The sequence below is a fragment of the Helicobacter pylori HUP-B14 genome (assembly GCF_000259235.1).
GTDB lineage: Bacteria > Campylobacterota > Campylobacteria > Campylobacterales > Helicobacteraceae > Helicobacter > Helicobacter pylori_CU.
This window is the reverse complement of record NC_017733.1, coordinates 1079862-1105282: the sequence shown is the minus strand read 5'-3', so window position 1 is coordinate 1105282 and position 25421 is coordinate 1079862. Positions and strand designations below refer to the sequence as shown.

The window sequence follows — 25421 nt, the reverse complement described above, 5'->3', positions numbered from 1 at the left end:
GCGGTTTTCACAAGCTTTTTAAAAACGACGCTAAGATCGCCGAAAGCCTAAAGCCAGCCATTACGAAAAACTTAAGCCAAGGTTTAGCGACCACTTTAAGCGGAGCGTTAAAATACCAATGGACTAAATTCACGCTAGGGACTTTATACCGCAACGCGCCCGATCGCATTTTAGGCGTGAAGTTACCCAAAGCCTTAAACGAAGCCACCGCAGGAGCGGCTTTAAAGTATCACATTAAAAGAGCGCTAGAGAGAAGCCACAGCATAAGCGAATTTAGTAAAAATTTAAACTTGAGCGCCAAAAACGCTAAATTTTCCAACAACACGCTTAAAATCATTGAAGAGCTTACTAACGGAATCAAGCAAGCCAGTGAAGAAATCAAAGAGAAAGCGTTTGATTTTTCTAATGAAAAACTCACTAACGAACAAATCAAAGAGATACTAAATAACGCAGAAATCCCTACAAGCGGGAGAGATGCGATCACTTTTGGAGTGAATAACCTAAACCCTGAAATGGTTGAATTTTTACACAAAAACAACAAAAAAATGATTATAGAAAAAGCCTCTAACAAAGAATTAGAACTTTTAAAAGACGCTAACTTTAAGCAAAACATAAGAGCGAGTTTAGATCATGATGCTATCGCTCACATACTCAAAAGGCATGGCGTTAATTCTGTTAATGTTAGAAATGGTGAAAGCCCTATCACTTACGAAGATATAGCTAATTATAGAGATATTGTTAATAACGCTGATGAAATTATTAGAGCCATAGGAAAAGGAAATAAAGAAAATATAACAGCGTTTAAACAAATCAACGGCTATGCGGTAGTGGTAGAGCAAGCGGTCAATAAGAAAAATGAATTAGTTTTAAAAACGATGTTCAAAAGTAACGGAGATTATAAGAATAATGATGTTTATAAAGAATTTTCAAGCACCTCACTCGACGCTAACGCGAAGGTGCCCCATGGGTTGAGTTCCCATAGTCATAGTGGTGCTACAGAAAATATTATATAAAAACCACTAAATAGTCAAGAGGATTTATTAAAAACAAGCGAAAACTTAAACGAAACCACCCAAGAAGTTAAAAATTTAAGCCCCCTAGAACTTGCCAACGCCGAAAAGTTAGCGAAGTTAGAAAGCGAAGCCCTACAAAGCGAACAAGAATTTTTAAAAGCTAAAGAGCAAGAATTAAAGCGTAAAGAAGCGTTAAAAAAGAAATTAGAGCACGAGCGCGGCAATGCAGGCAACATTGAAAGCCAGACTAAAATAGAAGTAGGAGAGGATATACCTACACAAACACAGGAGCAACTACCAAAAAGCCGAGTAAGGTTGAACGAGCGAGAGATTTACGATCTAGATTATGCGATCGTCAAAGCTAAAGATTTGAAACCAAGCTTTACCACAGGCGGGACGCAAAAACGCACGGACATGAACGAAGAACAGATTAAAAGCATCGCTGAAAATTTTGATCCTAAAAAGATATTTGGGAGCGGAGGTTTTGAAGATTTACCGATTATCTTACACGATGGGCAAGTGATCGCAGGAAACCACCGCATAGCTGGTATGCTAAACTTCACGCCTAAAAGCCGTTTTGCTTACGAGAAAGCGATCAAGGAATACTATCACATAGACTTAAAACCAGACGAGCTGTTAGTGAGAGTGCCGCACAATAGATTAAACAACACCGAGATCAACAATTTAGCGGCTTCTTCTAATCAAGGACGTTTTAATAGCGAAAGCGATCATGCGATAGCGGTTTTAAGCCACTATGAAGCGAAATTGAAAGAATTAGACCAAAAATTAGACGCTGATAGCATCTACTCACTTAAAAATATCGTTGCTAAAAATTTGAATTTTGACAAAGCCACTCACCCTAATGTAGGCGATAGCAACCTAGCCCTTTTAATGTTTAACATGCCAAGGACGAAAACGCAAGGGATAGAGTTACTCAATCGTTGGCAGAAAGAATTTTCTAACGATATTAAAAGCTATGAAAATGTGAAAAAAATGTTTGTAGATAACGCTGGGAGTTTTCACAATCTAATCCACGACATGAATTTTCCTAATGTAAGCCTTAACGCTTATTTGAGCGATATCATGGATCGCAGTTTTGCGAATTTAAAGAATTATCCAACTACAAGCGAGAGCTTAAAAGATTTGAGCGAGAAATTCTATAAAACGAGTTCTTTAGAGATGTTTGAAAAGAGCGATCAAACTACGAGCGATATAAGCGAGATTTTAGGAGGTGCGATCGCGCGCTTTGCGAGGTTTGATGATCCTAGCAAAGCGTTATTTGAAGCCTTAAAGAGCGATAACATTAAAAAAGGTTTGAAAGAATTTAAGATCGCAGATCTTACCAAAGACATGTTTAACCCTGATAGTAAGGAATTTAAGGATATTGATATTTACGATTTTGCGCATTACCTTTTAATGGTGAATAGAGAGCCGAACGAAAATAATCCCGTTTTAAAGCGCTTGATAGAAGCCGTTAAAGACATGCAAAAAGAGAGCGAGAAAGGGATAAAACAAAAACTTGAAGCGCCTAGCGAATGGGGAGAGAATTATAGCGAGTTCAAGGGTGATGGCTTAGGAGCGATTAACAAGCTATTAGAAACTAAAAAAGGTTTTGTAGCGGGAGCGTTTTATAAGGAAGGATTAGGAGATATTGATTTAGTTTGGGGAACGCCAAAGACTAAAGATAGCAACGGTTATGGCTTAGCGCATATATTAGAGCGTAGAATATCTAACGAGATGAAGAAAGGCTTAAGTGAAACAGAAGCTAAAGAATACGCCCTAAATATCGTTAAATCAATCCCTGAAGTGTTAGAGAAAGGCACTAAAGGAACGGATCATTTAGGGCGTGTGTTTGTGGATTATGATAACAAGAGAGTGGGATTAAATAATGAGTGGAAAAATGAAAAATTAGAAAATCATTGGGTGATAAGCAGTTATGAATTGTATGATACAGAGAAGCAAGCGTTACGGTCTACTCCGCAAGCAATCACTAAAGAAAAGGCGTTTAATTCTTTAAACTCCGTAGGACCTAATCCTACCACAAAAAAAATAAAAAAGGAATAAAACAAATGAAAGAAATGAAACCCTTTGACATTATCTTAGAAGCGAGGAACATGCTTAATAAACGCATTAAAACGCTTTTATTTTTTTTGGTCTTAACATGGTTTGTTTAAGCGTGAGTTTTACCAATAAGCCTCATTTGTATTTTTTGTTTTTAGTGGTAGGTTGCTATTTGCTTTATGAGTGGCAAAAGAAAGATTTTCAAAGCGCTAAGAGCTTGAAATTTGACAGCGTTAGCGAATTAGAAAAGGATTTGAATATGGAAGTAACTAATGATGAATGGGAAAACATTAAAAAACTTAATGAAAATTTAAAAATATTTTTTAATGTAGAAAATGTATATATTATTTTTTTATTAGTTAGTTATCTTATTTTTGGGATGCGTATTACTATCTCTCTTATAGATAATCACGGAGTGTTGAAATGATCAATTACCCTAATCTACCTAATAGCGCTTTAGAAATAAGCGAACAGCCCGAAGTGAAAGAAATCACTAACGAACTCTTAAAGCAATTACAGAACGCTTTACATAGTAACGCGCTTTTTACGGATCAAATAAAACTAAGCCTTAAAGGGATTGTTAGGATTTTAGAAGTGCTTTTGAGTTTGGATTTTTTCAAGAATGCGAATGAAATAGATAGCAGTTTAAGAAATTCCATTGAATGGCTGAGTAACGCCGGCGAGAGCTTGAAATTAAAAATGAAAGAATACGAGCGCTTTTTTAACGAGTTTAATACGAGCATGCGCACCAACGAGCAAGAAGTAACTGCTACTTTAAACGCTAACACTGAAAACATTAAAAGCGAAGTTAAAAAGCTAGAAAATCAAATCATAGAAACCACTACAAGGCTTTTAACGAGCTATCAAATCTTTTTAAACCAAGCCAGAGATAACGCTAACCATCAAATCACAGAAAACAAAACCCAAAGCCTTGAAGCGATAAACCAAGCTAAAGAAAGCGCTAACAACGAAATAAGCACGAATAAAACGCAAGCGATAGCTAACATTAACGAAGCGAAAAACAACGCTAACAACGAAATAAGCAACAATCAAACGCAAGCGATCACTAACATTAACGAAGCCAAAGAGAGCGCTACAAATCAAATAAACACCAATAAGCAAGAAGTTTTAAACAACATCAAAAAAGAAAAAACCCAAGCCACAAGCGAGATTACTGAAGCGAAAAAAACCGATCATTATCAAAACATTGATTTTTTTGAGATTGAATAAGGCGTGTTAAAAAACCACTATAATACCCCTAAAAAATGCGAGTTTTAAAGATGCCTTTATTTGATTTAAAAAGCCCTTACCCACCAGCAGGCGATCAGCCCCAAGCCATAGAAGCCTTAACGAAAAGCTTGAAAAATAACAACCATTATCAAACTTTAGTGGGGGTTACAGGAAGCGGTAAGACTTATACGATGGCCAATATCATCGCTCAAACCAATAAACCCGCTTTGATCATGAGCCATAATAAGACCTTATGCGCGCAGCTTTATAGCGAGTTTAAGGCGTTTTTCCCGCATAATAGGGTGGAGTATTTTATCTCCCACTTTGATTACTACCAGCCTGAAAGCTATATCCCTAGGAGGGATTTATTCATTGAAAAAGACAGCTCTATTAACGATGATTTGGAGCGTTTGAGATTGAGTGCGACCACCTCGCTTTTAGGTTATGATGATGTGATCGTGATAGCGAGCGTTTCGGCTAATTATGGTTTGGGTAACCCTGAAGAATATTTAAAAGTCATGGAAAAAATCAAAGTGGGCGAGAAGCGCGCTTACAAGAGCTTTTTACTCAAGCTAGTGGAAATGGGTTATAGCCGTAATGAAGTGGTGTTTGATAGGGGGAGCTTTAGAGCGACCGGAGAATGCGTGGATATTTTCCCCGCTTATAATGACGCTGAATTTATTAGGATTGAATTTTTTGGCGATGAGATAGAAAGGATTGCGGTCTTTGACGCTTTAGAAAGAAATGAAATCAAGCGCTTGGATTCTGTCATGCTTTATGCGGCCAGTCAGTTTGCCGTAGGGAGTGAGAGGTTGAATTTAGCCATTAAAAGCATTGAAGATGAACTCGCTTTAAGATTGAAATTTTTTAAAGAGCAGGATAAAATGCTTGAATACAACCGCCTCAAACAACGCACCGAGCATGATTTAGAAATGATTAGCGCAACCGGTGTGTGTAAGGGCATTGAAAATTACGCGCGCCATTTTACAGGCAAAGCCCCTAACGAAACGCCCTTTTGTTTGTTTGATTATTTAGGGATTTTTGAGCGGGAGTTTTTAGTCATTGTAGATGAAAGCCATGTGAGTTTGCCGCAATTTGGGGGGATGTATGCAGGGGATATGAGCAGGAAAAGCGTTTTAGTGGAATATGGTTTTAGATTGCCTAGCACTTTAGACAACCGCCCTTTAAAATTTGATGAATTTATCCATAAAAATTGCCAGTTCCTTTTTGTGTCCGCTACGCCCAATAAGCTAGAATTAGAGCTTTCTCAAAAGAATGTCGCTGAGCAAATCATTCGCCCTACAGGGCTTTTAGACCCCAAATTTGAAGTGCGAGACAGTGATAAGCAAGTCCAGGATTTGTTTGATGAAATCAAGTCAGTGGTGGCCAGAGATGAAAGGGTGCTCATCACCACGCTCACTAAAAAAATGGCAGAAGAATTGTGCAAATATTATGCTGAATGGGGCTTGAAAGTGCGTTACATGCATAGTGAAATTGATGCGATTGAAAGGAACCACATTATCCGCTCTTTAAGGCTTAAAGAATTTGACATTTTAATAGGGATCAATCTTTTAAGAGAGGGGTTGGATTTGCCTGAAGTCTCTTTAGTAGCGATCATGGATGCGGATAAAGAAGGGTTTTTAAGGAGCGAAACAAGCCTCATTCAAACCATGGGGCGAGCCGCTAGAAACGCTAATGGCAAGGTTTTATTATACGCTAAAAAGATCACTCAAAGCATGCAAAAAGCCTTTGAGATCACTAGTTACAGGCGCGCCAAACAAGAAGAGTTCAATAAAATCCATAATATTACCCCTAAAACCGTTACTCGCACTTTAGAAGAGGAATTGAAATTAAGAGACGATGAGATTAGAATCGCTAAAGCCTTAAAAAAGGACAAAATGCCTAAAAGTGAAAGGGAAAAAATCATTAAAGAATTGGATAAAAAAATGCGAGAATGCGCGAAAAATTTGGATTTTGAAGAAGCGATGCGTTTGAGAGACGAAATCGCTCAATTAAGAACGCTTTAAAAACTATAAGTGTAGTTGAAATAAACCGAGTAATTGCGCCTGAAATCAACTTGGTATAACAAGCTGTTGATCCCGTATTCTAAAAATCGTAAAACTTTGAGAACATCTCCACTATTATTGCTAATGTTATTCATGGAATAATAATGGTTAAAATAATAAGTAGGGACTTTAATCCCAAAGCCAAATTGGTTGCGCTTATTCCCCAAACGAACCCCTAAATTTACCAAAAATTGGAAACCATTTGGATCCACTTTCCCGCCAAAAGTGTCTAAAAGAAGGGCTTGATACAATAACGCATCGCTCAATTTGTCATACACTCCAGCAAAAGCGATCCCCAGATTGAACCCAGCAAAAAACTTATCCCCATTATAAGCGTTAAGCAATAAATCCATATAAGTGCCGTAAGTGGAAATGATGATAGACTGCGATTCTTTTTGGCCATAAAGAGAAGCGCTCAAATCATAAAATAATCCCCACCTAAATCCAAACCACTTCGTTTCTTCATGCTTACCCACCCATTTATAGCCCACTTGCACGCCAAGGCCGTTAGACATATACGAATTTTTAAAAACAGGGCTTAAGCCATCGCTAAAAATGATTTGGCTCTTATTGAATTGTTGGGATAAATTCAAGTTGCTGTAGTTGTGCTGAATGCTCCCTAACTGATACCCAAGCCCCAAATAAAACGCTGATCTATCCGCATAGCGTTTGATGGGCGAAACTACCTTCTTATTAAAAAAAGTGTAATCCCCTTTAGTCAAAACATCTTTAAAACCCTTTGCATTAAGCGCGCAAAAAAGCCCTAAAATTAAGTATAACGCTCGTTTCAAAAAACCCCTTAAAACTTCAATTTTTTAGCGCTTATTTTATAGTTTTGTTTTTGTAAAAACGCGCCTTATCCAAACACCCTTTTAAAAATCGCCCCCACATTTTTAGTGTAATAGCTGTAATCAAAACATGCTTTGATTTCGTCCTCGCTCAAATATTTTTTCAAGCGTTCATCGTTGAGTAGGGCGTTTAAAAACAAATTTTCATCAGCGTTTTTAAAAGCGCCTTGTTGCAAAACCTCCCATATTTTCATCGCATTTTCTTGCACGATAGAATAGCTTTCTTCTCGGCTCAAACCTTTTTTAGGCAATTCCAATAACACCCGTTGCGAAAAGACTAGCCCCCCACTCAAAGCTAAATTTTTAAGCATGTTTTTAGGATAAACCACCAGATTTTCAATCACGCCATTTAGGCGGCTGAGCATAAAATCGCTCGTGATAAACAGATCGGGCAAGGCAAAACGCTCCACAGAGCTATGGCTCATGTCTCTTTCATGCCATAAGGCGACATTTTCTAACATAGGGGTCGTAAAAGAGCGAATCACCCTGCAAAGCCCGGTGATATTCTCGCTCAAGATGGGGTTTCTTTTATGGGGCATTGCAGAGCTTCCTTTTTGCCCTGTTGAAAAAGCTTCTTCCACTTCATAGACTTCACTGCGTTGCAAATGGCGGATATTGACAGCGATTTTTTCACAACTGCTCGCTAAAAGAGCCAGATCGCATGCAAGCCTAGCGTAGCGGTCTCTTTGAATGACTTGATTGCTGATATTGGCGGTTTTTAAGCCTAAAAATTCGCACGCTAATTCTTCTAATTCTAAAGGGGCGTGCGCGAAATTCCCCATAGCCCCACTGATCGCTCCCACGCTGATAAATTCCATCGTTAAATCCAAGGCTTTTAAATGCCGTTTGATTTCATCAGCAAAAAGGGCTAACACTAAGCCAAAAGTAATGGGTTCGCCAAACACCCCATGGCTTCTGCCCACCATCAGCGTGTCTTTATGCTCTAAAGCCCTATTTTTAAGGGTTTCATAAAGATTTTGAACGCCTTTTTGAATGAGTTTTAAGCTTTTGGTCATCAATAACGCCATAGCCGTATCAATGCAATCGCTAGAAGTGATCCCATAATGAAAGAAGCGGGATTCTTCGCCCAAGCTTTCAGCCACGCAAGTAGTGAAAGCGATTAAATCATGCTTAGTGGTTTTTTCAATTTCTTTGATGCGTTCAAGATTGAATGCCGCTTTCGCACAGATTTTTTCACAATCGCTATCTTGGATTTGTCCAAGCTTGTTCCACGCTCTAACGACAGCTTTTTCCACTTCTAAATAGGTTTCAAACTTGGTTTGCTCATTCCATAGGGCTTTCATTTCTTCATTCGCATAGCGTTCTAACACCGACAATCCTTACAATCAAAATGGGATTTATGTTACTTTAAAGGGGTTTAAAGAATCAAGGGGAAAATCGCACAAGGTGCAAAAAAGCCCCTTGATTTAATGGAAGGGTTATACTTTAGCTTCTTCTCTGCGTTGCAAGTATTCCCAACGATCATTCACATCTTTTTGCAATTCTTCAATGATGTGTTCGTTTTCTTTTTTGAAAAGGTGTTTGAAACGCTTTTGAGCCGCTAAATAATCCCTTACAGGAATGATATTTCTGGGGCGGTAAGTGATTTTCAATTCCCTGCCATTAAAGATTTCAAATAAGGGGAACATCAAACTATCCACAGCCATATCCGCTAATTCAATGGTTTTATTGGATTCAAATTTCCATTCAGTCGTGCATGGGCTAAGAGCGTTGATAAAGCAAGGCCCTTCAGTGTCTAGCGCGGTTTTAATCTTTTTATTCATGTCTTTCCATTTATTGGGCGAGAGTTGCGCCACATAAGGGACCCCATGGCTTGCCATGATATTGACGATGTCTTTTTTCTTTTCTTTTTTACCAAAGCTAACCGATCCTGCTGGCGTGGTAGAAGTGCTAGCCCCTAATGGCGTAGAACCACTTCTTTGACCGCCGGTATTGGCGTAGTTTTCATTATCTAGGCAAATGTAAGTCATGTCATGCCCTCTTTCCATGCAACCGCTGATGAATTGAAAACCAATATCATAACTAGCTCCATCGCCCCCAAACGCCACAAATTTTGGCTTTTGACCTTGATAGCGGCCCTTATTCACTAAAGCCTTATACATCGCTTCCACCCCTGAAATCGCCGTAGAGCCATTTTCAAAACCAATATGAATCCAAGGCACATCCCATGAAGTGTGCGGATACACCGCCGAGCATACCTCTAAACAACCGGTAGAATTGCCTAAAACAATAGGCCCATCTACAGCGTTTAAAACTTCGCGCACAATAATGCCATGCCCACAACCCGGGCAAAGCAAGTGCGAGCCTTGAAATTTCTCAGCGCTTTGGCTAAAACCTTTGAGTGTTTTGACTTCTTTTACCATGATATTTCCTTTTTAAAAAAAGCTCATTTTAGGGCCATGCAAACCTACGAATTGTTGGGTAGGGTGCGTGAGCGTGCCTTTAAGAGCGTCTTCATTGATTTCTTCAAAAATCTCGCATAAATGCGCGATCGTCATATCCCTTTCGCCTAAACCATAAATGTAGTTAGACACCACAGGGTGTTTAGTCCCTTGCGTTTGATACACCGCGCTCGTTACTTCATTAAACATCGCCCCCATAGCGCCCGCTGGGGAGCTTTTATCTAAAATCGCTAGAGCCTTAAGATTTTTCAAATCCTGCCCCAATCTTTCATAAGGGAAAGGGCGCAGAGAATGGATGGTAGCCACGCCGGCCTTAATGCCTTTTTTACGCATTTCTTTAGCCGCTACGATCGCTGATTCATAAGTAGTGCCTAACGCAAAGATAGCGATTTCAGCGTCTTCTAGCTGGAAAGTTTTAGTCAAATGGTATTGCCTGCCTGTGAGTTTAGCGAAATCATTGAACACTTCTTCAATCACAGAAGACGCGCTCATGATAGCATGGTGGAGTTGGGCTTTATGCTCATAATGCCATTCTTCTTCAGCTTGCGCGCCATAGCTTACCGGTTTATCAAAATCCAAAAGGGAATGCTTGGTTTGGTATTCGCCTACGAATTGATAAGCCACTGCATCGCTCAAAGGGCGGACATTTTGCACGGTGTGCGAGCATAAAAAACCATCTTGATTGACGATAGTAGGCACGCGCACCTTTTGGTGTTCTGCGATTCTAAACGCCATTAAAGTGAAATCGTAAGCTTCTTGAGGGTTGCATGTGCATAAACTTACCCAGCCAGAATCCCTACTTAAATACATATCAGAATGATCGCCATGGATATTTAAAGGGGCTGCTAGAGCGCGATTGACTAAATTCAAAACGATAGGCAAACGCATGCCAGAAGCCTGGTATAAAACCTCTACCATTAACGCCAAACCTTGAGAGCTAGTCGCAGTGCTGACTCTCCCTCCAGCTGCAGCCGCTCCCACGCATGCGCTCATGGCGGCATGCTCAGATTCCACTAAAACAAATTCGCCATCAATATAGCCATTATCCTTAAACGAGCCATAATTCTGCACAATGGGCGTTGATGGGGTGATAGGATAGGCTGCGATGACATCAATTTGAGCCTGTCTTAAAGCGTTAGAGCTAGCGGTATTGCCATCCCACACTTCTATCTCTTGCAATTCAATACTTTTTGCCATATTTTTTCCTTATGATTTTTTCTTTTCTTGTTTTTGCGGCCATTGAGTGAGAGCGGTAGCGGGCTCAATTTGTTCTTCAAACATCCATAGCGATTTAGGGTTGGTGGGGCAGACATCCACGCACACGCCACAGCCTTTACAATGAGAATAATCCACGCCCTTTAACTTGCCCTCTCTTGAAAGAATGGCAGCGTCTGGGCAATAAACCCAACAATTAAAGCAATTGATGCAAATATTATTGTTATGCACAGGCTTAGCCACGCGCCAATGAGCCACTGAAGTGGTGAAGTAGCTTTGATCGGTGTAATGGCGCTCATCATTGTGTTTTTCCATTTCGCTTTGTGCGTTTTTTTCAAAAGGGAAGAGCACCGCCCCCATTTCAAATTCATTCCAATCTTTCATCTTTAATCCTTAATGTTATTGAACTTCTTCATAAGCTCTTTGGATAGCGAGCATGTTAGCGTCAATGACTTCTTGCGTGAGTTTTTTGCCTAAAACTTTCTTAAAAGCTTCTTTAAAAGCCTCAATTTCAAGCATGCCAGACACTTTCATTAACGCCCCTAGCATGGGCGTGTTGGGGATGGGGCGTTTTAAGGTTTCCATAGAGATTTTTAAACAATCCACTAAAAACACCTTACGGGTTTTTAATTCAGGTTTTTTTTCAAACAATTCTTCTTTGTTAAGATAGCTAGTGATGATATAGGTCGTGTCTTCTTTTTCATTAGCGAAAATGTTTTCAATGAAAACCAAACCAGGGTCAATCACCAGCACATAATCCGGTTGCATGAAGCGTTCATGGTTTAAAATAGGCTCATCATCAACGCGGTTATAAGCCATCATAGCAGCCCCCCTTTTAGCTGAACCATAGGAAGCGAACGCTTGCACTTCTTTGCCTGTTTTTGAAATCACATCAGCCAACCCTTTAGCACCGGTGATAGCGCCTTGACCAGCTCGCGCATGCCATCTAATTTGAAACATGGTAATATGTCTCCTTAATATCGTATAAAATAAATTGAACTTAGCTCAAAATTATACAAGAAAAACCATTAATGTGTCTTATAACAATATCTTTTTAGGAATTTTTATAGGAAAATGGGGGCATACCCACAAGAATTATGGCTATTTTATGGCTATTTATTCTAAAAAGATAGGCGTTCTTAATCAAAACCACTAATATTTATTTTAAACTTTGTTATTATTAGGGCGTGATTTGATCTTAGTCTATTAGGGCAAGTGTGGGGCAGGATAACAAGAGGAATTGGGTTATGAATAAAACAACAATTAAAATATTAATGGGCATGGCGTTATTATCATCGCTTCAAGCCGCAGAGGCAGAGCTTGATGAAAAATCAAAAAAACCTAAATTTGCGGACAGGAATACCTTTTATTTAGGGGTTGGGTATCAGCTTAGCGCGATCAACACATCTTTTAGCACCAGTTCTATAGATAAATCGTATTTCATGACCGGCAATGGCTTTGGTGTGGTGTTAGGGGGGAAATTTGTGGCTAAAACGCAAGCTGTAGAGCATGTGGGTTTCCGTTACGGGTTGTTTTATGATCAGACTTTTTCTTCTCACAAATCCTATATTTCTACCTATGGTTTAGAATTTAGCGGTTTGTGGGACGCTTTCAATTCGCCAAAGATGTTTTTAGGGTTAGAGTTTGGCTTAGGCATCGCTGGGGCGACTTACATGCCAGGAGGGGCTATGCATGGGATTATCGCTCAAAATTTAGGCAAAGAAAATTCGCTTTTCCAATTGCTTGTGAAAGTGGGTTTTCGTTTTGGCTTTTTACACAATGAAATCACTTTCGGGTTGAAATTCCCTGTCATTCCTAACAAAAGAACCGAAATCGTTGATGGCTTGAGCGCGACTACTTTATGGCACCGCTTACCGGTAGCTTATTTCAATTATATCTATAATTTTTAGATATAGTTATTTAGGGATTTTAGATTTGACAAAATCAATCAACTCTCTTGTGTCTATGGTTAGGGTTAAAAATTGCTGATACATCACAAACCACTTACCCCCCTTGCCATACAAATGATACCCATCGCCCCCACCTAAAAAGTTAAAAAACGCATCCGCTCGCACGCTTATCCATTTATTTTTATAGACATAATAAAGCCCTATCATGTCAAAATTAGGGGCTCTATACCATGGCAATCCGGTATAAAGGGATTGGCCATAAGTGGCGTAAAAGTGCATTTGGGGTTTGTTGGAAAAATAGTATCTGTTAAAAATCCCAAAGCCTTTGTATTGCGCTTGGGCGTAAAATTCCCCCCCAAAGCTGTTATAAAATTGAGCGTTTTTGCACTCGCTAGCATAACGCACGCAATAATGGGTTTGAGACGACTGCGTGCCAAAAGTCATGAAAATATTGTCCATATAAGGCATGAGATTTTTAAAATCCGCTTTTAAATAAGCGTGGTAATAGACCCTGTCTAAAATGGTAGGGTTAGAGTATTTCCCTGTTTCTCCGCCTTGTGGGTTATTTTTTTGACTGAAATAGGGGTAGCCATTAGGCCATTGCGGGGTTACATCGCCTGGTTTTAAGTAAGAATTACCGCCGTAAGGGTAGTTATCTCCCATGCTATGATGGCTGGCGTTATGGAAAATGACAAGCTGTCCCCCCAAACCTAAATACCCTTTAAGAAACTGAAATTCTGAAGAAACAAAATACAAGAATTGATCAAAATCGTAATTTTTCTTTTTGGGCTGGTTGTTCCAATTGCGCCCCCCATACCAATCCACAACGCCCTCAAACCACCCATTCCACCAGCGGTTAGGATCATAAGCCGGTTTGAATTGAAACGCTCCTCCCCTAAAAGTAGGATCTATAAACCAAAAAAGTTTTTTAAAAGCGCTTAAAGGGTAATGCCCTATTTGATAGCTTCGCGGCACAATGCCTAAAAAAAATCTCAAATTTTTCCCTATGTATTGGTAATACATCGTAACCCCCCATGAATAAGGGAAGTAGCTATAATGCGTGTGTAAATTTTGAATGAACCATGCTCCAAACATCAAGGCCTGTCTTTTGTCTAATTGGACGCCGATTTGAGGCATGAGACGACCTTGCATTTTGGTTAGGCTATTCCAATAGGGGTTGTTATTTGGGGCCACTAAATTGAAATTAAAGCTCATAAACTTCAAATCATAGACAAAACTAGCCGCTTTCATTAAGGGTGGTATTGAAAAACTTGAAATTAACAACGCATAAAGAGATTTTTTTAAGAAAATCAAACTAAAACACAGCCCCTTTCATCATCTTTTAAAATTGCAGCATTTAAAATGGCGGCACTTAAAGACAAGATACGATTTTAAATTAATTTGCTTTAAAAACAGCATAAAAACCAAAGAACAGAACCCTTTCAAGTTCGGTTTTTTTTTTTTTGGATAAAATAGCCATTAAAAAAGGGTGTTTAATTTTTTATGACTTCAGCTTCAAATCATTCTTTTAAAGAACAAGATTTTCATATTCCTATCGCTTTTGCTTTTGATAAGAATTACCTCATTCCTGCGGGCGCGTGTCTTTATTCCTTGCTAGAAAGCATCGCTAAAGCCAATAAAAAAATCCGTTACACCCTACACGCTTTAGTGGTAGGCTTGAATGAAGAAGATAAAGCAAAACTTAATCAAATCACAGAGCCTTTTAAAGAATTTGCTGTTTTAGAAGTAAAAGATATTGAACCTTTTTTAGACACTATCCCTAACCCTTTTGATGAGGATTTCACTAAGCGTTTTTCTAAAATGGTGTTAGTGAAGTATTTTCTAGCGGATTTATTCCCCAAATATTCTAAAATGGTGTGGAGCGATGTGGATGTTATCTTTTGCAATGAATTTAGCGCTGATTTCTTAAGCATTAAAGAAAATGATGAGAATTATTTTTATGGGGTTTTAGAAGTTGAAAAGCACCACATGATGGAAGGGTTTTTGTTTTGTAATTTAGATTACCAACGCAAGAAAAATTTCACCTTAAGAATGCATGATCTTTTAAAGGGGAATGAGGCTAAAGGGGAGTTGGATTTTACGAAATGGTGTTGGCCTAACATGAAAGCTTTAGGGATTGAATATTGCGTTTTCCCTTATTATTACACCATTAAAGATTTTTCTAACGCGTATTTAAACGAGAATTACAAGAAAACCATTTTAGAGGCGCGAGAAAACCCTACCATTATCCACTATGACGCTTGGTGGGGGGCGGTGAAGCCTTGGGACTATCCTTTTGGTTTAAAAGCGGATTTATGGCTGAACGCTTTGGCTAAAACCCCATTTATGAGCGATTACACTAAAAAAATGCACACCAATGAGAGCTTTTATACCACAAAAATGGCTGAGCAGCACTATTTTTCTTCAGTAAAGTCTTCAAAAGAAATTGTTTTTAAGGCTCCGTATTTGTTTTTCAAATCGTATCTGTTTGTTGTGTTTAAAGAAAGGAAAATCCATTCAAGAGTTTTTGAATTAACTTGTAATTTAGTGAAAAAATTTTTCAATAAGCTTATTTATTTTGTGTTTTTGATGCCTAAAGCGTTAGCTAAAAGGGTGGTTAGTAAGATCCTTAGAGTTTTAGGGCTTCATGGGATTGTTAAAAAAATCCTAATCAAACTCAAGCTTTTAAGAAAGGGCTAGAGTAAAGGGGTTAAAACCTTTCTTTAAATTAATTTGCTTTAAAAACAGCATAAAAACCAAAGAACAGAACCCTTTCAAGTTCGGTTTTTTTTTTTTTGGATAAAATAGCCATTAAAAAAGGGTGTTTAATTTTTTATGACTTCAGCTTCAAATCATTCTTTTAAAGAACAAGATTTTCATATTCCTATCGCTTTTGCTTTTGATAAGAATTACCTCATTCCTGCGGGCGCGTGTCTTTATTCCTTGCTAGAAAGCATCGCTAAAGCCAATAAAAAAATCCGTTACACCCTACACGCTTTAGTGGTAGGCTTGAATGAAGAAGATAAAGCAAAACTTAATCAAATCACAGAGCCTTTTAAAGAATTTGCTGTTTTAGAAGTAAAAGATATTGAACCTTTTTTAGACACTATCCCTAACCCTTTTGATGAGGATTTCACTAAGCGTTTTTCTAAAATGGTGTTAGTGAAGTATTTTCTAGCGGATTTATTCCCCAAATATTCTAAAATGGTGTGGAGCGATGTGGATGTTATCTTTTGCAATGAATTTAGCGCTGATTTCTTAAGCATTAAAGAAAATGATGAGAATTATTTTTATGGGGTTTATGACAAAATATACCCGTATGAAGGCTTTTTTTATTGCAACTTAACTTACCAGCGAAAAAATCAATTTTGTAAAAAAATATTAGAAATCATACGCGCGCAAAAAATAGATAAAGAACCGCAATTGACAGAATTTTGTCGTTCAAAGATCGCGCCATTAAAAATAGAGTATTGCATTTTCCCACACTATTATAGTCTTTCTGAAGAGCATTTAAAGGGCGTGGCCAATGCAATTTATCATAACACCATTAAACAAGCCCTAAGAGAACCTATCGTTATACAATACGACTCTCATCCTTATTTTCAAATCAAGCCTTGGGACTATCCTTTTGGTTTAAAAGCGGATTTATGGCTGAACGCTTTGGCTAAAACCCCATTTATGAGCGATTGGTCTTATTTGATCACAGGGGGTGGGGAGATAGGTGGAGAAAAATGGCACCACTACCATAGCATTGCCGCTTATCATTACTACTTTCCTTTATGGAAAGCAGAAGAACAGATTGCCCATGACGCTTTTAAGACGTTTTTAAAACATTATTTTTTACACATTCATGAGATTCCCCAAAACGCAAGGCGAAGACTATTCAAATACTGCATTTCAATACCGCTCAAGAGCCTTATTAGTAAAACCCTTAAAATTTTAAAACTCCATGCACTGGTGAAAAAAATCCTAATCCAACTCAAGCTCTTAAAAAAGAGCTAAAGTCAATTTTTAATCAAACGATTTTTTCATGTCAATCACATAGCGGAATTTCGCTTTCCCATGGGTTAGGTTGTGATAAGCCGTGTCAATATCCTTGCCTAAAATCAAATCCACTTCAGGGTAAATATTGTGTTTGATAGAAAAATCCATCATCTCTTGGGTTTCTTTAATGCCCCCAATCAATGAGCCATAAACCTTGCGATTGCTTAAATAGATAAAATCAAAAACGCTAAGCGCTGGGGCGACTTCTACAGGGGGGAGTCCCACAAGGGCTAGATCGCCATTATAAGTTAAGAGCTTGAGGTAGTCTTTTAAATCATAATGGGTAGGAATGGTTGAAATGATAAAATCCAATTCTTCTTTGCATTGTTTAGGGTCAGTGTAGAAATGTTTAACCCCCATGCTCAAAGCGTCTTGCTTTTTGTGTTCGTTTCTTGCAAAAACGCTCACTTCAGCCCCCATAGCCACAGCGTATTTAACCGCCATGCCTCCTAGCCCACCAAACCCAGCGACGCCAACTTTTGTGCCTTTAGTAACCTTAGAAAATTTTAAGGGCGAATAAGTGGTGATGCCCGCGCAAAGCAAGGGGGCTACTTTTTCTAAAGGAGCGTTTTTATCCACGCTAATCACATAGTTTTCATCCACGACAATATTATTAGAGTAACCGCCCATGTGGGGTTCGTTGCCATGGAAAGAATCCAAACAATTATAAGTAAATACCACTTTGGCACAAAATTGCTCTTGGTGTTCTTTACATGGCTTACATGCCTTGCATGAATTGACAAAACAGCCCACGCCCACCACATCGCCAACCTTAAATTTCTTAACTTCCTTACCCACTTCTTTGATGACCCCAGCAATTTCATGCCCAGGAACCATAGGGTAAATGCCTTCTCTCCATTCGCTATAAGCACTATGAACATCGCTATGGCAAATCCCTGCATAAAGAATGTCAATCAACACATCTTTAGGGCCTACAGCATGGCGGCTAAAATCATGGGGCTTGAAATGCCCGTCTTTAGAAAAAATAGCAAAACCTTTAGATGGAACTCTCATTAAAACTCCTTGTTTGATTAAAATACCGCTATTGTATCGTTTTTATGGTTTGCTTATGTTTTTATAGGTTTAACTAATTTTATAGTTTTTGGTTATATGGTATCGTTGTTTGGCGCGCTCAAACGCACCCATTGTACTAATCGCTTTTATCTTAAAGCGTCACTATTTGCTAAATTCTATCATGCAGTAAATAATTTTCTAACGCAATGCCTGCCCCATCAAGTCCGGGAGTTTTTTTCATCACGACATGCACTGGGATGGAAGCGAGAAACGCCCCCATGCGCCCTTTCGTTTCAAAACGCGCTCTAAAGGGCGAAGTTTTAAAATAATCAATGAATCGTGGGATAATCCCCCCACACAAATACACGCCCCCCCTAGCCCCCAAAGTGAGAGCCACATCAGCAGCGAGCGTGCCTAACATGGAGCAAAAAGTGTCCAAGGTCAATCGGCATATAGGGTAATCCCCGTTCAAAGCGCGTTCGCTAATGATTTGTGGGGTCAATTCAGCCTTGCTTAACTTCGCCACTTTTTCTAAGCCTTTGCGTTTAGACAGGGCTTCATAAATCAACACCAGACCGCTCCCGCTCAAAAACCTTTCCGCGCTCACATGGTTGAATTTAGAGCGGGCGTATTGCCACACTAAAATTTCTAAATCATCAAAAGGGGCAAAGCTCACATGCCCCCCTTCACCGGGCAAGACTTTTAAAGAGCCATCGCTGTTTTGGATAAGAGTGCTTACCCCAAGCCCGGTTCCTGGCCCTAAAATCGCTTTAGGGGCGTTGATTTCGCACTTAATCCCGCCTATTTGAGCCAGATCGTTTTCTTGCATCGCGCTAATGGCATAGGCTTGTGCGACAAAATCATTGATGACAAGCAATTTTTTTAAAGTCAAACATTGCCGTGTCGTTTCAATAGAAAAAGTCCAGTGGTTGTTAGTCATTTGGACAAAATCCCCCATAATGGGTGTAGCCACAGCAAAAGAGCCATAAATAGGGTGCAGTTTAAGGCTTTCTTTGCATTTAGAAAGGTAAAATCGCACCGCATCGCTCAAGCTCTCAAAATCTTCGCACCGCAAGACTTCAATGCATTCAATCTGTCGTGGGGCGACTTCCAAACCAAAGCGCGCGTTCGTGCCGCCAATATCGGCTAAGAGTCTTGGGTAAGTTTCAGTTTTTGGCATAAAACACCTCCGTGGTAACTTTTTGAGAATGTAAAATCCGAGCAATCGGCAGAGAATAGGGGGCGTTTTCTTTTAAAGCTTTTTCTAAAACCTCCCTTTTTTCTACTCCACTAACGCTTAAGAAAAGTTTTTCGCAATTTTCTAAGGCGTTAACAGACATGCTCAGGCGCTCATAAGGAGCGTTAATTGGCTTAGTCAAGACGATATTTTCTTTTTCTTCGTTTAAAAAAGTGCTCGTTTCGGGAAAAAGGCTAGCCGTATGCCCGTCAGTCCCCATGCCCAAAATGGCTAAATGGGGCTGTTTGAAATGCTGGTTAGCAAAATGAAAAAGCGCATTTGTATCGCTAGAAATCTTTTTGGGCAAAAGCGGGATGAAAGAAGCTTTTAAGGCGTTATTTTGCAACAAGTAATCATGCAATAATTTGGTGTTGCTATCCTTGTGGCTTGTGTCTATAATGCGTTCATCTACCAAACTGACTACACACTCATGCCATTTGAGATCTAAAACGCTCAATTTTTGCAACAAGCTAATGGGCGAACGGCCTCCAGAAAAAGCGATAGAAACTTGATGGTGCTTTTTTAAGGCGTTGTTAAAAAATTCTTTAAAACGCTCTGTTAAAGCCTTGTGGCAATCTTTCAAATTTTCAAATTCAAATAATTGATAACCCATGAAAATCCCTTTTACTGATAGAGTGGTTTTAAAAATTCTGATTCGTTGAGATTGTGGCTTTCATAGGAATATAAGGGCGTGGCGTTATTCATAAAACCTTCTATGAGCGTGTCAATAAAAACCCATGACGCTTCTAATTCCAACTGGTGGGCGAAATTGTTGTGGTTATTTTGTATCGCATCATAGAGCAATTTAGCGTAGGGCTGTAAAAATTCTTGTTTGTTGTGGGTTTCTAAAATAAGGGGGTTTTGATGATCTTTTAGGGTGAGGGTGATTTTATCTTGAGAGAGGAAAAATTCTAGCGTATTGATTGCGTTAAAATGGATTTTCACGCTCGCTTGATTGCGGGGCATTTTTTTAGCGTGCTTAAGGTAGAAAGGCACGCCTTTAAATTTAGGCGTATCCAAAAAGGCTTTAATAGCGACAAAAGTCTCTGTCTGGCTCTCTTTATGAACCTTATTTTCATCTCTATAGCCTTGATATTGGGCCCGAATAACCTGTTTTTTGAAATCTTTAGGGGGTTGTAAGGTTTTTAAAACCTTGATTTTTTCTTTCCTCAAATCCTTTAAATCGTTGGGTAAATCTGTAGCGATAAGGGATAAAACTTGCAAGAGATGGTTTTGAACCATATCCCTTAAAGCCCCAATTTTATCGTAAAATTCGCCTCTTTCTTCCACCCCTAAAGTCTCATACACGCAGATTTCAACCGTGCTGATTTGATCCCATAAAATGTTTAAGATAGGGTTATTTAAGCGCAATTCAAGGATATTTTGAACGCCCTTTTTCCCTAAATAATGATCGATTCTAAAAATTTGTTCTTCTTTAAAAAAAGCGCTAATGCTTTGGAAAATCTCTTTACAAGTCTTTAAATCATGCCCTAAAGGCTTTTCTAAAATCAAGCGAGTGTTAGTGTGATTGAGTGCGTTTTGGGCTAAATGTTGAGCGGTCATTGCAAAAAAACTAGGGGAGATAGAAAAGTAGAAAATCAAGGGTTTATTTTTTGTAGCGATTTTACTCAATTCTCCAAAGTCTTTAGGGTTATCCAAACGGACGCGCAAATAACTGATATGGGCTAAAAATTCCTCACCCTTTTCTCTTGAATGCAGTTGTGTCTTTTCACAAAGAAGCGCTAAAAACTCTTCATTGGATAGCTCCTTACGCCCTGATGCGATAATTCTAGAATCTTTTTTAAAACCATAATGACTATAAATTTCATAGAGCGAAACAAAGAGCTTTCGCATGGCTAAATCCCCAGTCGCGCCAAAAAGAACCAAATCAAAATCTAACATCAATAACCCTTTTAGAGTGTTTTTGAGTTATTATTATATATTAAATCTTAATTGAAGGGGTGTTCATGCCTAAGCATTCTTTAGAACAAATCAAAGAAAAAATTACAGAGCGTAGCAAAAAAACCAGAGAGCTTTATTTAGAAAATATCTTTAACCCTAAAAACCAGCCCAAGATTGAGAGCTTGGGTTGTGCGAATATTGCGCATGTTACGGCGAGCATGCCAGAGCATTTAAAGATGCCTTTAGGTTCGCATAAAAGAAAGCATTTTGCGATTATCACCGCTTATAACGACATGCTTTCAGCCCACCAACCTTTTAAAAATTACCCTGACTGGATTAAAAAAGAATTGCAAGAGCATAACGCTTATGCGAGCGTCGCTAGTGGGGTGCCAGCGATGTGTGATGGTATCACGCAGGGTTATGATGGCATGGAATTGAGCTTATTCAGTAGAGATGTGATCGCTTTAAGCACCGCCGTGGGGTTAAGCCATAATGTTTTTGATGGGGCGTTTTTTTTGGGCGTGTGCGATAAAATCGTGCCAGGCTTGCTTATAGGAGCGTTAAGCTTTGGGAATTTAGCGAGCGTGTTTGTGCCAAGCGGGCCTATGGTGAGCGGGATAGAAAATTATAAAAAAGCCAAAGCGCGCCAGGATTTTGCAATGGGAAAAATCAACAGAGAAGAGCTTTTAAAAGTGGAAATGCAAAGCTATCATGATGTGGGCACTTGCACTTTTTATGGCACGGCTAATTCCAATCAAATGATGATGGAGTTTATGGGGTTGCATGTGGCTAACTCTAGTTTTATCAACCCTAACAACCCCTTACGAAAGGTTTTAGTAGAAGAGAGCGCCAAAAGATTAGCGAGCGGGAAAATTCTGCCTTTAGCCAAACTCATTGATGAAAAAAGCATTCTTAACGCTCTTATAGGCTTAATGGCAACCGGAGGTTCTACCAACCACACTTTGCATTTGATCGCTATCGCTAGATCTTGTGGGGTGATTCTCAATTGGGACGATTTTGACGCTGTTTCTAATCTCATACCCCTTTTAGCTAAAGTCTATCCTAACGGATCAGCGGATGTGAACGCTTTTGAAGCCTGTGGGGGTTTAGCGTTTGTGATCAAAGAATTGTTAAAAGAGGGGCTTTTATTTGAAGACACGCATACCATTATGGATACAGAAACGCAAAAAGGCATGCAAAATTACACCAAAACCCCCTTTTTAGAAAACGACCAATTGGTGTATAAAGACGCCATCAATCATAGCCTGAATACGGATATTTTACGCCCTGTTAGCGAGCCTTTTGCCGCTAATGGGGGGCTTAAAATCTTAAAGGGTAATTTAGGGAGGGCCGTGATTAAAATCTCAGCCATTAAAGATGAGCACAGGAAAGTCAAGGCCAGAGCGATTGTTTTTAAAACCCAAAGCGAATTTTTAGAACGCTTTAAAAATAAAGAATTAGAAAGGGACTTTGTGGCCGTCTTGCCTTTCCAAGGGCCTAAGTCTAACGGCATGCCAGAATTGCATAAACTCACCACGAATTTAGGGGCTTTGCAGGATATGGGTTATAAGGTCGCACTCGTTACGGATGGGCGCATGAGCGGGGCGAGCGGGAAAGTGCCTAGCGCGATCCATTTAAGCCCTGAGGGAGCGTTAAACGGGGCGATCATTAAGATTAAAGATGGCGATTTGATAGAATTAGACGCTCCTAATAACGCCTTGAATGTGCTTGAAAAGGATTTTGAAGATAGAGGCATCAACCCCTTGTTTTTAGAAACCTTAGAAAATTTAGAAAAGCCTACTTTTGGGCTGGGTAGGGAATTATTTACAAGCTTGAGATTGAATGCCAATACCGCTGAAGAGGGTGGCATGAGTTTTGGCATAAAGGTATAAAAATATAAAGGAGATAAAATGCAAGATAAAATAATAGAGATTTTACAAATCAGCCCCATTGTCCCTGTGGTGGTGATTGAGAATATAAAAGACGCTGTGCCTTTAGCGCAAAGCCTGATAGAGGGGGGTATTCCAATCATAGAAGTTACTTTGCGCTCCAGTTGCGCTTTAGAAGCCATAGAGCTTATCGCTAAGAATGTGCCAAAAATGCGCGTGGGCGCTGGCACGATTTTAAATCTTACTCAATTAGAGCAAGCTCAAAATAGGGGGGCAGAGTTTTTGATTAGCCCGGGTCTTACGATAAAGCTTTTAGAACACGCAAAGAAAAAAGGCATGCCTTTAATACCTGGGGTTTCTAGCAGTAGTGAAGTCATGCAAGCCTTAGAATTGGGTTATAACGCTTTGAAATTTTTCCCGGCAGAGTATTGTGGGGGCGTTAAGCTTTTAAACGCTTTTAACGGCCCTTTTAAAGGGGTGAAATTTTGCCCCACTGGGGGGATTAGCGCAGATAACATGCGTTCTTATTTGAATTTAGAAAATGTTTTATGCGTGGGGGGGAGTTGGCTTACCCCTAAAGATTTAATTCAAAACAAAGAGTGGGATAAGATCACAGAAATTTGCAAGCGAGCGTTAGCTTTAAGATAACAAAAAGATCATGGCATTTTGTATTTGCTTAATAACACTATAATAAAATTTTTGATAAGGAGATACATCATGTTAGAAAATGTCAAAAAATCCCTTTTTAGGGTTTTGTGCTTGGGAGCGTTGTGTTTAGGGGGGTTAATGGCAGAGCAAGACCCTAAAGAGCTTGTGGGTTTGGGTGCAAAGAGCTACAAAGAGAAAGATTTCACTCAAGCGAAGAAATATTTTGAAAAAGCTTGCGATCTGAAAGAAAATAGCGGGTGTTTTAATTTGGGGGTGCTTTATTATCAAGGGCAGGGGGTAGAAAAGAATTTGAAAAAAGCCGCCTCCTTTTACGCTAAGGCTTGCGATTTAAATTACAGCAATGGGTGTCATTTGCTAGGGAATTTATATTATAGCGGGCAAGGCGTGTCCCAAAACACCAACAAAGCCTTACAATACTACTCTAAAGCGTGCGATTTGAAATACGCTGAAGGGTGCGCGAGCTTAGGGGGGATTTATCATGATGGTAAAGTGGTAACTAGGGATTTTAAAAAAGCGGTGGAGTATTTCACTAAAGCGTGCGATTTAAACGATGGCGATGGTTGCACGATATTAGGGAGCTTGTATGATGCAGGCAGAGGCACGCCTAAAGATTTGAAAAAAGCACTCGCTTCGTATGACAAAGCTTGCGATTTAAAAGACAGCCCAGGGTGCTTTAACGCAGGGAATATGTATCATCATGGCGAAGGCGTGGCGAAGAATTTTAAAGAGGCTCTCGCTCGTTATTCTAAAGCATGCGAATTGGAAAATGGCGGAGGGTGTTTCAATTTAGGGGCTATGCAATACAATGGCGAAGGCGTAACAAGGAATGAAAAGCAAGCCATAGAAAACTTTAAAAAAGGCTGTAAATTAGGCGCTAAAGGGGCATGCGATATTCTCAAGCAGCTTAAAATCAAAGTTTAGTTTGAATAAGGCTTGATCAAACGGCTTTAAAAAAGCGGTCTTCTTGGGTTAGGGGGATTTTAGGGGAGGATTATTTCAAAATACCCCTTATCCCCTTAAGATAATGAGTTTAAAATAAAGCAACCAAAATTCTTTTTTTTTTAAAACTTAAAGAGTCGTTAAAGTTTAAAAAACCTTAAGTATTTAACCAAAACAAAGCCTTTATTTTTAAACCCCTTAAGGGTTTTTATGGGTGGGTAGGGGAGCGAAAGTTTGGCTTGTGGGCATGATTTCTATGCAGTTGATATTGACATGCGAGGGTTGTTCGTAAATCCATAGCACGATGTTAGCAATATCTTGTGGCTTGAGGTAAAGGGTGTTTTCATAGACGGATTGGGCTTTGATTTTATCGCCCTTAAAACGCACCATGCTGAATTCGGTTTCGCCGCACAAACCGGGTTCAACATTGCTCACTCTGATATTAGTGCCAGCCAAATCCGCTCGCAAATTTAAAGAAAATTGCTTCACAAACGCCTTGCTCGCTCCATAGACATTCCCGCCAGGATAGGGGTAAGTGCCAGCGATAGAGCCAAGGTTGATGATAGTCCCTTGGTCATGCTCTATCATAGAGGGCAAGATCAAACGGGTGAGATGCAACAACCCCTTGATATTCGTGTCTATCATGATTTCCCAGTCGTCTAACTCGCATTCATAAGCCTTGTTCAAGCCTAGCGCTAAGCCGGCGTTATTGATTAAAGCGTCAATGCGATCCGTCATGGAAAAAATAGTCTCTACCGCTCGCTTAGTTTCAAGCTTGTTTTGAAGATCAAAACACAAGGGAATGAAACGCTTAGGGTAAGCGAGTTGTAATTTTTGCAAATTCTCTTTTCGCCTCCCTGTGCCAAAAACCACATGGTTTTTTTGTAAAAACGCCTTAGCGATTTCTAGCCCAAACCCTGAAGTCGCCCCGCTAACTAAAATGTGCGCCATTTCTATCCTT

At 39.4% G+C, this 25421-nt stretch carries 22 protein-coding genes and 2 pseudogenes; 11 read left to right on the top strand and 13 right to left on the bottom strand.

Annotation, left to right across the window (positions count from 1 at the left end; all coding sequences use genetic code 11):
- Nucleotides 1–7: 7 nt before the first annotated feature.
- A complete protein-coding gene (locus HPB14_RS05260) occupies nt 8–208 on the bottom strand; it encodes a hypothetical protein (protein WP_041199427.1) in 201 nt (66 codons plus the stop codon).
- On the opposite strand from HPB14_RS05260, the pseudogene HPB14_RS08005 reads away from it, so the two are divergent.
- The 4 genes and pseudogenes from HPB14_RS08005 to uvrB all read left to right on the top strand — a co-directional run bounded on the left by HPB14_RS08005 (nt 177) and on the right by uvrB (nt 6331).
- Nucleotides 177–3077, top strand: a pseudogene (locus tag HPB14_RS08005) (DUF3519 domain-containing protein). The gene HPB14_RS05260 and the pseudogene HPB14_RS08005 overlap by 32 nt on opposite strands.
- Nucleotides 3078–3082: 5 nt before the next feature.
- Nucleotides 3083–3501, top strand: a pseudogene (locus HPB14_RS05240) (RipA family octameric membrane protein).
- Nucleotides 3501–4304 (top strand): ATP synthase subunit B family protein, encoded by an 804-nt coding sequence (locus tag HPB14_RS05235; protein WP_195182607.1) that lies wholly within the window; start codon nt 3501–3503, stop codon nt 4302–4304. Before HPB14_RS05240 ends, HPB14_RS05235 begins: the two are co-directional and overlap by 1 nt.
- A 50-nt stretch (nt 4305–4354) precedes the next feature.
- Nucleotides 4355–6331 carry an excinuclease ABC subunit UvrB gene (uvrB, locus tag HPB14_RS05230; RefSeq protein ID WP_014658506.1) on the top strand — a complete coding sequence of 659 codons (1977 nt, stop codon included), beginning with the start codon at nt 4355–4357 and terminating at the stop codon, nt 6329–6331.
- On the opposite strand, the gene HPB14_RS05225 is transcribed toward uvrB, so the two are convergent.
- The 6 genes from HPB14_RS05225 to HPB14_RS05200 all read right to left on the bottom strand — a co-directional run bounded on the left by HPB14_RS05225 (nt 6328) and on the right by HPB14_RS05200 (nt 11816).
- Nucleotides 6328–7161, bottom strand: a complete 834-nt coding sequence (locus tag HPB14_RS05225) for an outer membrane protein (protein WP_000816922.1) — start codon at nt 7159–7161, stop codon at nt 6328–6330. The two genes, uvrB and HPB14_RS05225, sit on opposite strands and share 4 nt — an antisense overlap.
- A gap of 65 nt (nt 7162–7226) precedes the next feature.
- On the bottom strand, nt 7227–8549 hold the full coding sequence (gene purB, locus HPB14_RS05220; RefSeq protein WP_000893849.1) for an adenylosuccinate lyase: 1323 nt from the start codon (nt 8547–8549) through the stop codon (nt 7227–7229).
- 108 nt (nt 8550–8657) lie between these two features.
- The gene (locus HPB14_RS05215) at nt 8658–9602 is read right to left on the bottom strand and encodes a thiamine pyrophosphate-dependent enzyme (protein ID WP_000238146.1); all 945 of its coding nucleotides are present in this window, start codon (nt 9600–9602) and stop codon (nt 8658–8660) included.
- Between the two features lie 12 nt (nt 9603–9614).
- Nucleotides 9615–10838, bottom strand: a complete 1224-nt coding sequence (locus tag HPB14_RS05210) for a 2-oxoacid:ferredoxin oxidoreductase subunit alpha (RefSeq protein ID WP_001129851.1) — start codon at nt 10836–10838, stop codon at nt 9615–9617.
- A gap of 9 nt (nt 10839–10847) precedes the next feature.
- On the bottom strand, nt 10848–11240 hold the full coding sequence (locus tag HPB14_RS05205; RefSeq protein ID WP_000656166.1) for a 4Fe-4S dicluster-binding protein: 393 nt from the start codon (nt 11238–11240) through the stop codon (nt 10848–10850).
- 15 nt (nt 11241–11255) lie between these two features.
- The gene (locus HPB14_RS05200) at nt 11256–11816 is read right to left on the bottom strand and encodes a pyruvate flavodoxin oxidoreductase subunit gamma (protein ID WP_000486466.1); all 561 of its coding nucleotides are present in this window, start codon (nt 11814–11816) and stop codon (nt 11256–11258) included.
- Between the two features lie 34 nt (nt 11817–11850).
- Here HPB14_RS05200 and HPB14_RS08175 point away from each other — a divergent pair, with 34 nt between their 5' ends.
- Both HPB14_RS08175 and HPB14_RS05195 read left to right on the top strand, forming a co-directional pair.
- Nucleotides 11851–12012: a hypothetical protein gene (locus tag HPB14_RS08175; RefSeq protein WP_154079637.1), complete on the top strand. Its 162-nt coding sequence runs from the start codon at nt 11851–11853 to the stop codon at nt 12010–12012.
- 91 nt (nt 12013–12103) lie between these two features.
- The gene (locus tag HPB14_RS05195; RefSeq protein ID WP_014658505.1) at nt 12104–12766 is read left to right on the top strand and encodes an outer membrane protein; all 663 of its coding nucleotides are present in this window, start codon (nt 12104–12106) and stop codon (nt 12764–12766) included.
- A 6-nt stretch (nt 12767–12772) separates the two neighbouring features.
- Here HPB14_RS05195 and HPB14_RS05190 read toward each other — a convergent pair whose 3' ends face one another.
- Nucleotides 12773–14080 carry a hypothetical protein gene (locus HPB14_RS05190; protein WP_000576604.1) on the bottom strand — a complete coding sequence of 436 codons (1308 nt, stop codon included), beginning with the start codon at nt 14078–14080 and terminating at the stop codon, nt 12773–12775.
- 189 nt (nt 14081–14269) lie between these two features.
- On the opposite strand from HPB14_RS05190, the gene HPB14_RS05185 reads away from it, so the two are divergent.
- Together HPB14_RS05185 and HPB14_RS05180 are read left to right on the top strand one after the other, a co-directional pair.
- Nucleotides 14270–15466 carry a glycosyltransferase family 8 protein gene (locus HPB14_RS05185; RefSeq protein ID WP_000199664.1) on the top strand — a complete coding sequence of 399 codons (1197 nt, stop codon included), beginning with the start codon at nt 14270–14272 and terminating at the stop codon, nt 15464–15466.
- Nucleotides 15467–15601: 135 nt separating this feature from the next.
- Nucleotides 15602–16768 carry a glycosyltransferase gene (locus HPB14_RS05180; RefSeq protein ID WP_000199665.1) on the top strand — a complete coding sequence of 389 codons (1167 nt, stop codon included), beginning with the start codon at nt 15602–15604 and terminating at the stop codon, nt 16766–16768.
- 9 nt (nt 16769–16777) lie between these two features.
- Here the strand turns inward: HPB14_RS05180 and HPB14_RS05175 are convergent, their stop codons facing one another.
- The 4 genes from HPB14_RS05175 to HPB14_RS05160 form a co-directional block, all read right to left on the bottom strand.
- Nucleotides 16778–17824, bottom strand: coding sequence for an NAD(P)-dependent alcohol dehydrogenase (locus HPB14_RS05175; protein ID WP_001265805.1), 1047 nt, complete (start codon nt 17822–17824; stop codon nt 16778–16780).
- Nucleotides 17825–17993: 169 nt separating this feature from the next.
- Entirely contained in the window at nt 17994–19004 is a 1011-nt protein-coding gene (locus tag HPB14_RS05170; RefSeq protein ID WP_001126890.1) for a glucokinase, read from the bottom strand.
- Nucleotides 18991–19674 carry a 6-phosphogluconolactonase gene (pgl, locus tag HPB14_RS05165; RefSeq protein ID WP_000542221.1) on the bottom strand — a complete coding sequence of 228 codons (684 nt, stop codon included), beginning with the start codon at nt 19672–19674 and terminating at the stop codon, nt 18991–18993. The genes HPB14_RS05170 and pgl overlap by 14 nt, the downstream gene beginning before the upstream one ends.
- Nucleotides 19675–19685: 11 nt before the next feature.
- Entirely contained in the window at nt 19686–20963 is a 1278-nt protein-coding gene (locus tag HPB14_RS05160; RefSeq protein ID WP_000883552.1) for a glucose-6-phosphate dehydrogenase, read from the bottom strand.
- Between the two features lie 65 nt (nt 20964–21028).
- On the opposite strand from HPB14_RS05160, the gene edd reads away from it, so the two are divergent.
- From edd to hcpC, 3 genes are all read left to right on the top strand, one after another.
- Nucleotides 21029–22855, top strand: a complete 1827-nt coding sequence (gene edd, locus HPB14_RS05155; RefSeq protein ID WP_001124067.1) for a phosphogluconate dehydratase — start codon at nt 21029–21031, stop codon at nt 22853–22855.
- An 18-nt stretch (nt 22856–22873) separates the two neighbouring features.
- On the top strand, nt 22874–23500 hold the full coding sequence (locus tag HPB14_RS05150; RefSeq protein ID WP_001152748.1) for a bifunctional 4-hydroxy-2-oxoglutarate aldolase/2-dehydro-3-deoxy-phosphogluconate aldolase: 627 nt from the start codon (nt 22874–22876) through the stop codon (nt 23498–23500).
- 69 nt (nt 23501–23569) lie between these two features.
- Nucleotides 23570–24442 (top strand): Sel1-like repeat protein HcpC, encoded by an 873-nt coding sequence (hcpC, locus tag HPB14_RS05145; RefSeq protein ID WP_000892747.1) that lies wholly within the window; start codon nt 23570–23572, stop codon nt 24440–24442.
- A gap of 216 nt (nt 24443–24658) precedes the next feature.
- Here the strand turns inward: hcpC and HPB14_RS05140 are convergent, their stop codons facing one another.
- Nucleotides 24659–25411 carry an SDR family oxidoreductase gene (locus tag HPB14_RS05140; protein ID WP_000940216.1) on the bottom strand — a complete coding sequence of 251 codons (753 nt, stop codon included), beginning with the start codon at nt 25409–25411 and terminating at the stop codon, nt 24659–24661.
- Nucleotides 25412–25421: the final 10 nt, after the last annotated feature.

What these genes read in the sequence shown, in the direction of transcription:
- HPB14_RS05180 (WP_000199665.1), top strand. Translation starts at nt 15,602, where the DNA reads ATGACTTCAGCTTCAAATCATTCTTTTAAAGAACAAGATTTTCATATT.
- HPB14_RS05140 (WP_000940216.1), bottom strand. Translation starts at nt 25,411, where the DNA reads ATGGCGCACATTTTAGTTAGCGGGGCGACTTCAGGGTTTGGGCTAGAA.
- edd (WP_001124067.1), top strand. Translation starts at nt 21,029, where the DNA reads ATGCCTAAGCATTCTTTAGAACAAATCAAAGAAAAAATTACAGAGCGT.
- HPB14_RS05210 (WP_001129851.1), bottom strand. Translation starts at nt 10,838, where the DNA reads ATGGCAAAAAGTATTGAATTGCAAGAGATAGAAGTGTGGGATGGCAAT.
- HPB14_RS05200 (WP_000486466.1), bottom strand. Translation starts at nt 11,816, where the DNA reads ATGTTTCAAATTAGATGGCATGCGCGAGCTGGTCAAGGCGCTATCACC.
- pgl (WP_000542221.1), bottom strand. Translation starts at nt 19,674, where the DNA reads ATGGGTTATCAATTATTTGAATTTGAAAATTTGAAAGATTGCCACAAG.
- HPB14_RS05175 (WP_001265805.1), bottom strand. Translation starts at nt 17,824, where the DNA reads ATGAGAGTTCCATCTAAAGGTTTTGCTATTTTTTCTAAAGACGGGCAT.
- HPB14_RS05195 (WP_014658505.1), top strand. Translation starts at nt 12,104, where the DNA reads ATGAATAAAACAACAATTAAAATATTAATGGGCATGGCGTTATTATCA.
- HPB14_RS05205 (WP_000656166.1), bottom strand. Translation starts at nt 11,240, where the DNA reads ATGAAAGATTGGAATGAATTTGAAATGGGGGCGGTGCTCTTCCCTTTT.
- HPB14_RS05150 (WP_001152748.1), top strand. Translation starts at nt 22,874, where the DNA reads ATGCAAGATAAAATAATAGAGATTTTACAAATCAGCCCCATTGTCCCT.
- HPB14_RS05170 (WP_001126890.1), bottom strand. Translation starts at nt 19,004, where the DNA reads ATGCCAAAAACTGAAACTTACCCAAGACTCTTAGCCGATATTGGCGGC.
- hcpC (WP_000892747.1), top strand. Translation starts at nt 23,570, where the DNA reads ATGTTAGAAAATGTCAAAAAATCCCTTTTTAGGGTTTTGTGCTTGGGA.
- HPB14_RS05215 (WP_000238146.1), bottom strand. Translation starts at nt 9,602, where the DNA reads ATGGTAAAAGAAGTCAAAACACTCAAAGGTTTTAGCCAAAGCGCTGAG.
- HPB14_RS05160 (WP_000883552.1), bottom strand. Translation starts at nt 20,963, where the DNA reads ATGTTAGATTTTGATTTGGTTCTTTTTGGCGCGACTGGGGATTTAGCC.
- uvrB (WP_014658506.1), top strand. Translation starts at nt 4,355, where the DNA reads ATGCCTTTATTTGATTTAAAAAGCCCTTACCCACCAGCAGGCGATCAG.
- HPB14_RS05185 (WP_000199664.1), top strand. Translation starts at nt 14,270, where the DNA reads ATGACTTCAGCTTCAAATCATTCTTTTAAAGAACAAGATTTTCATATT.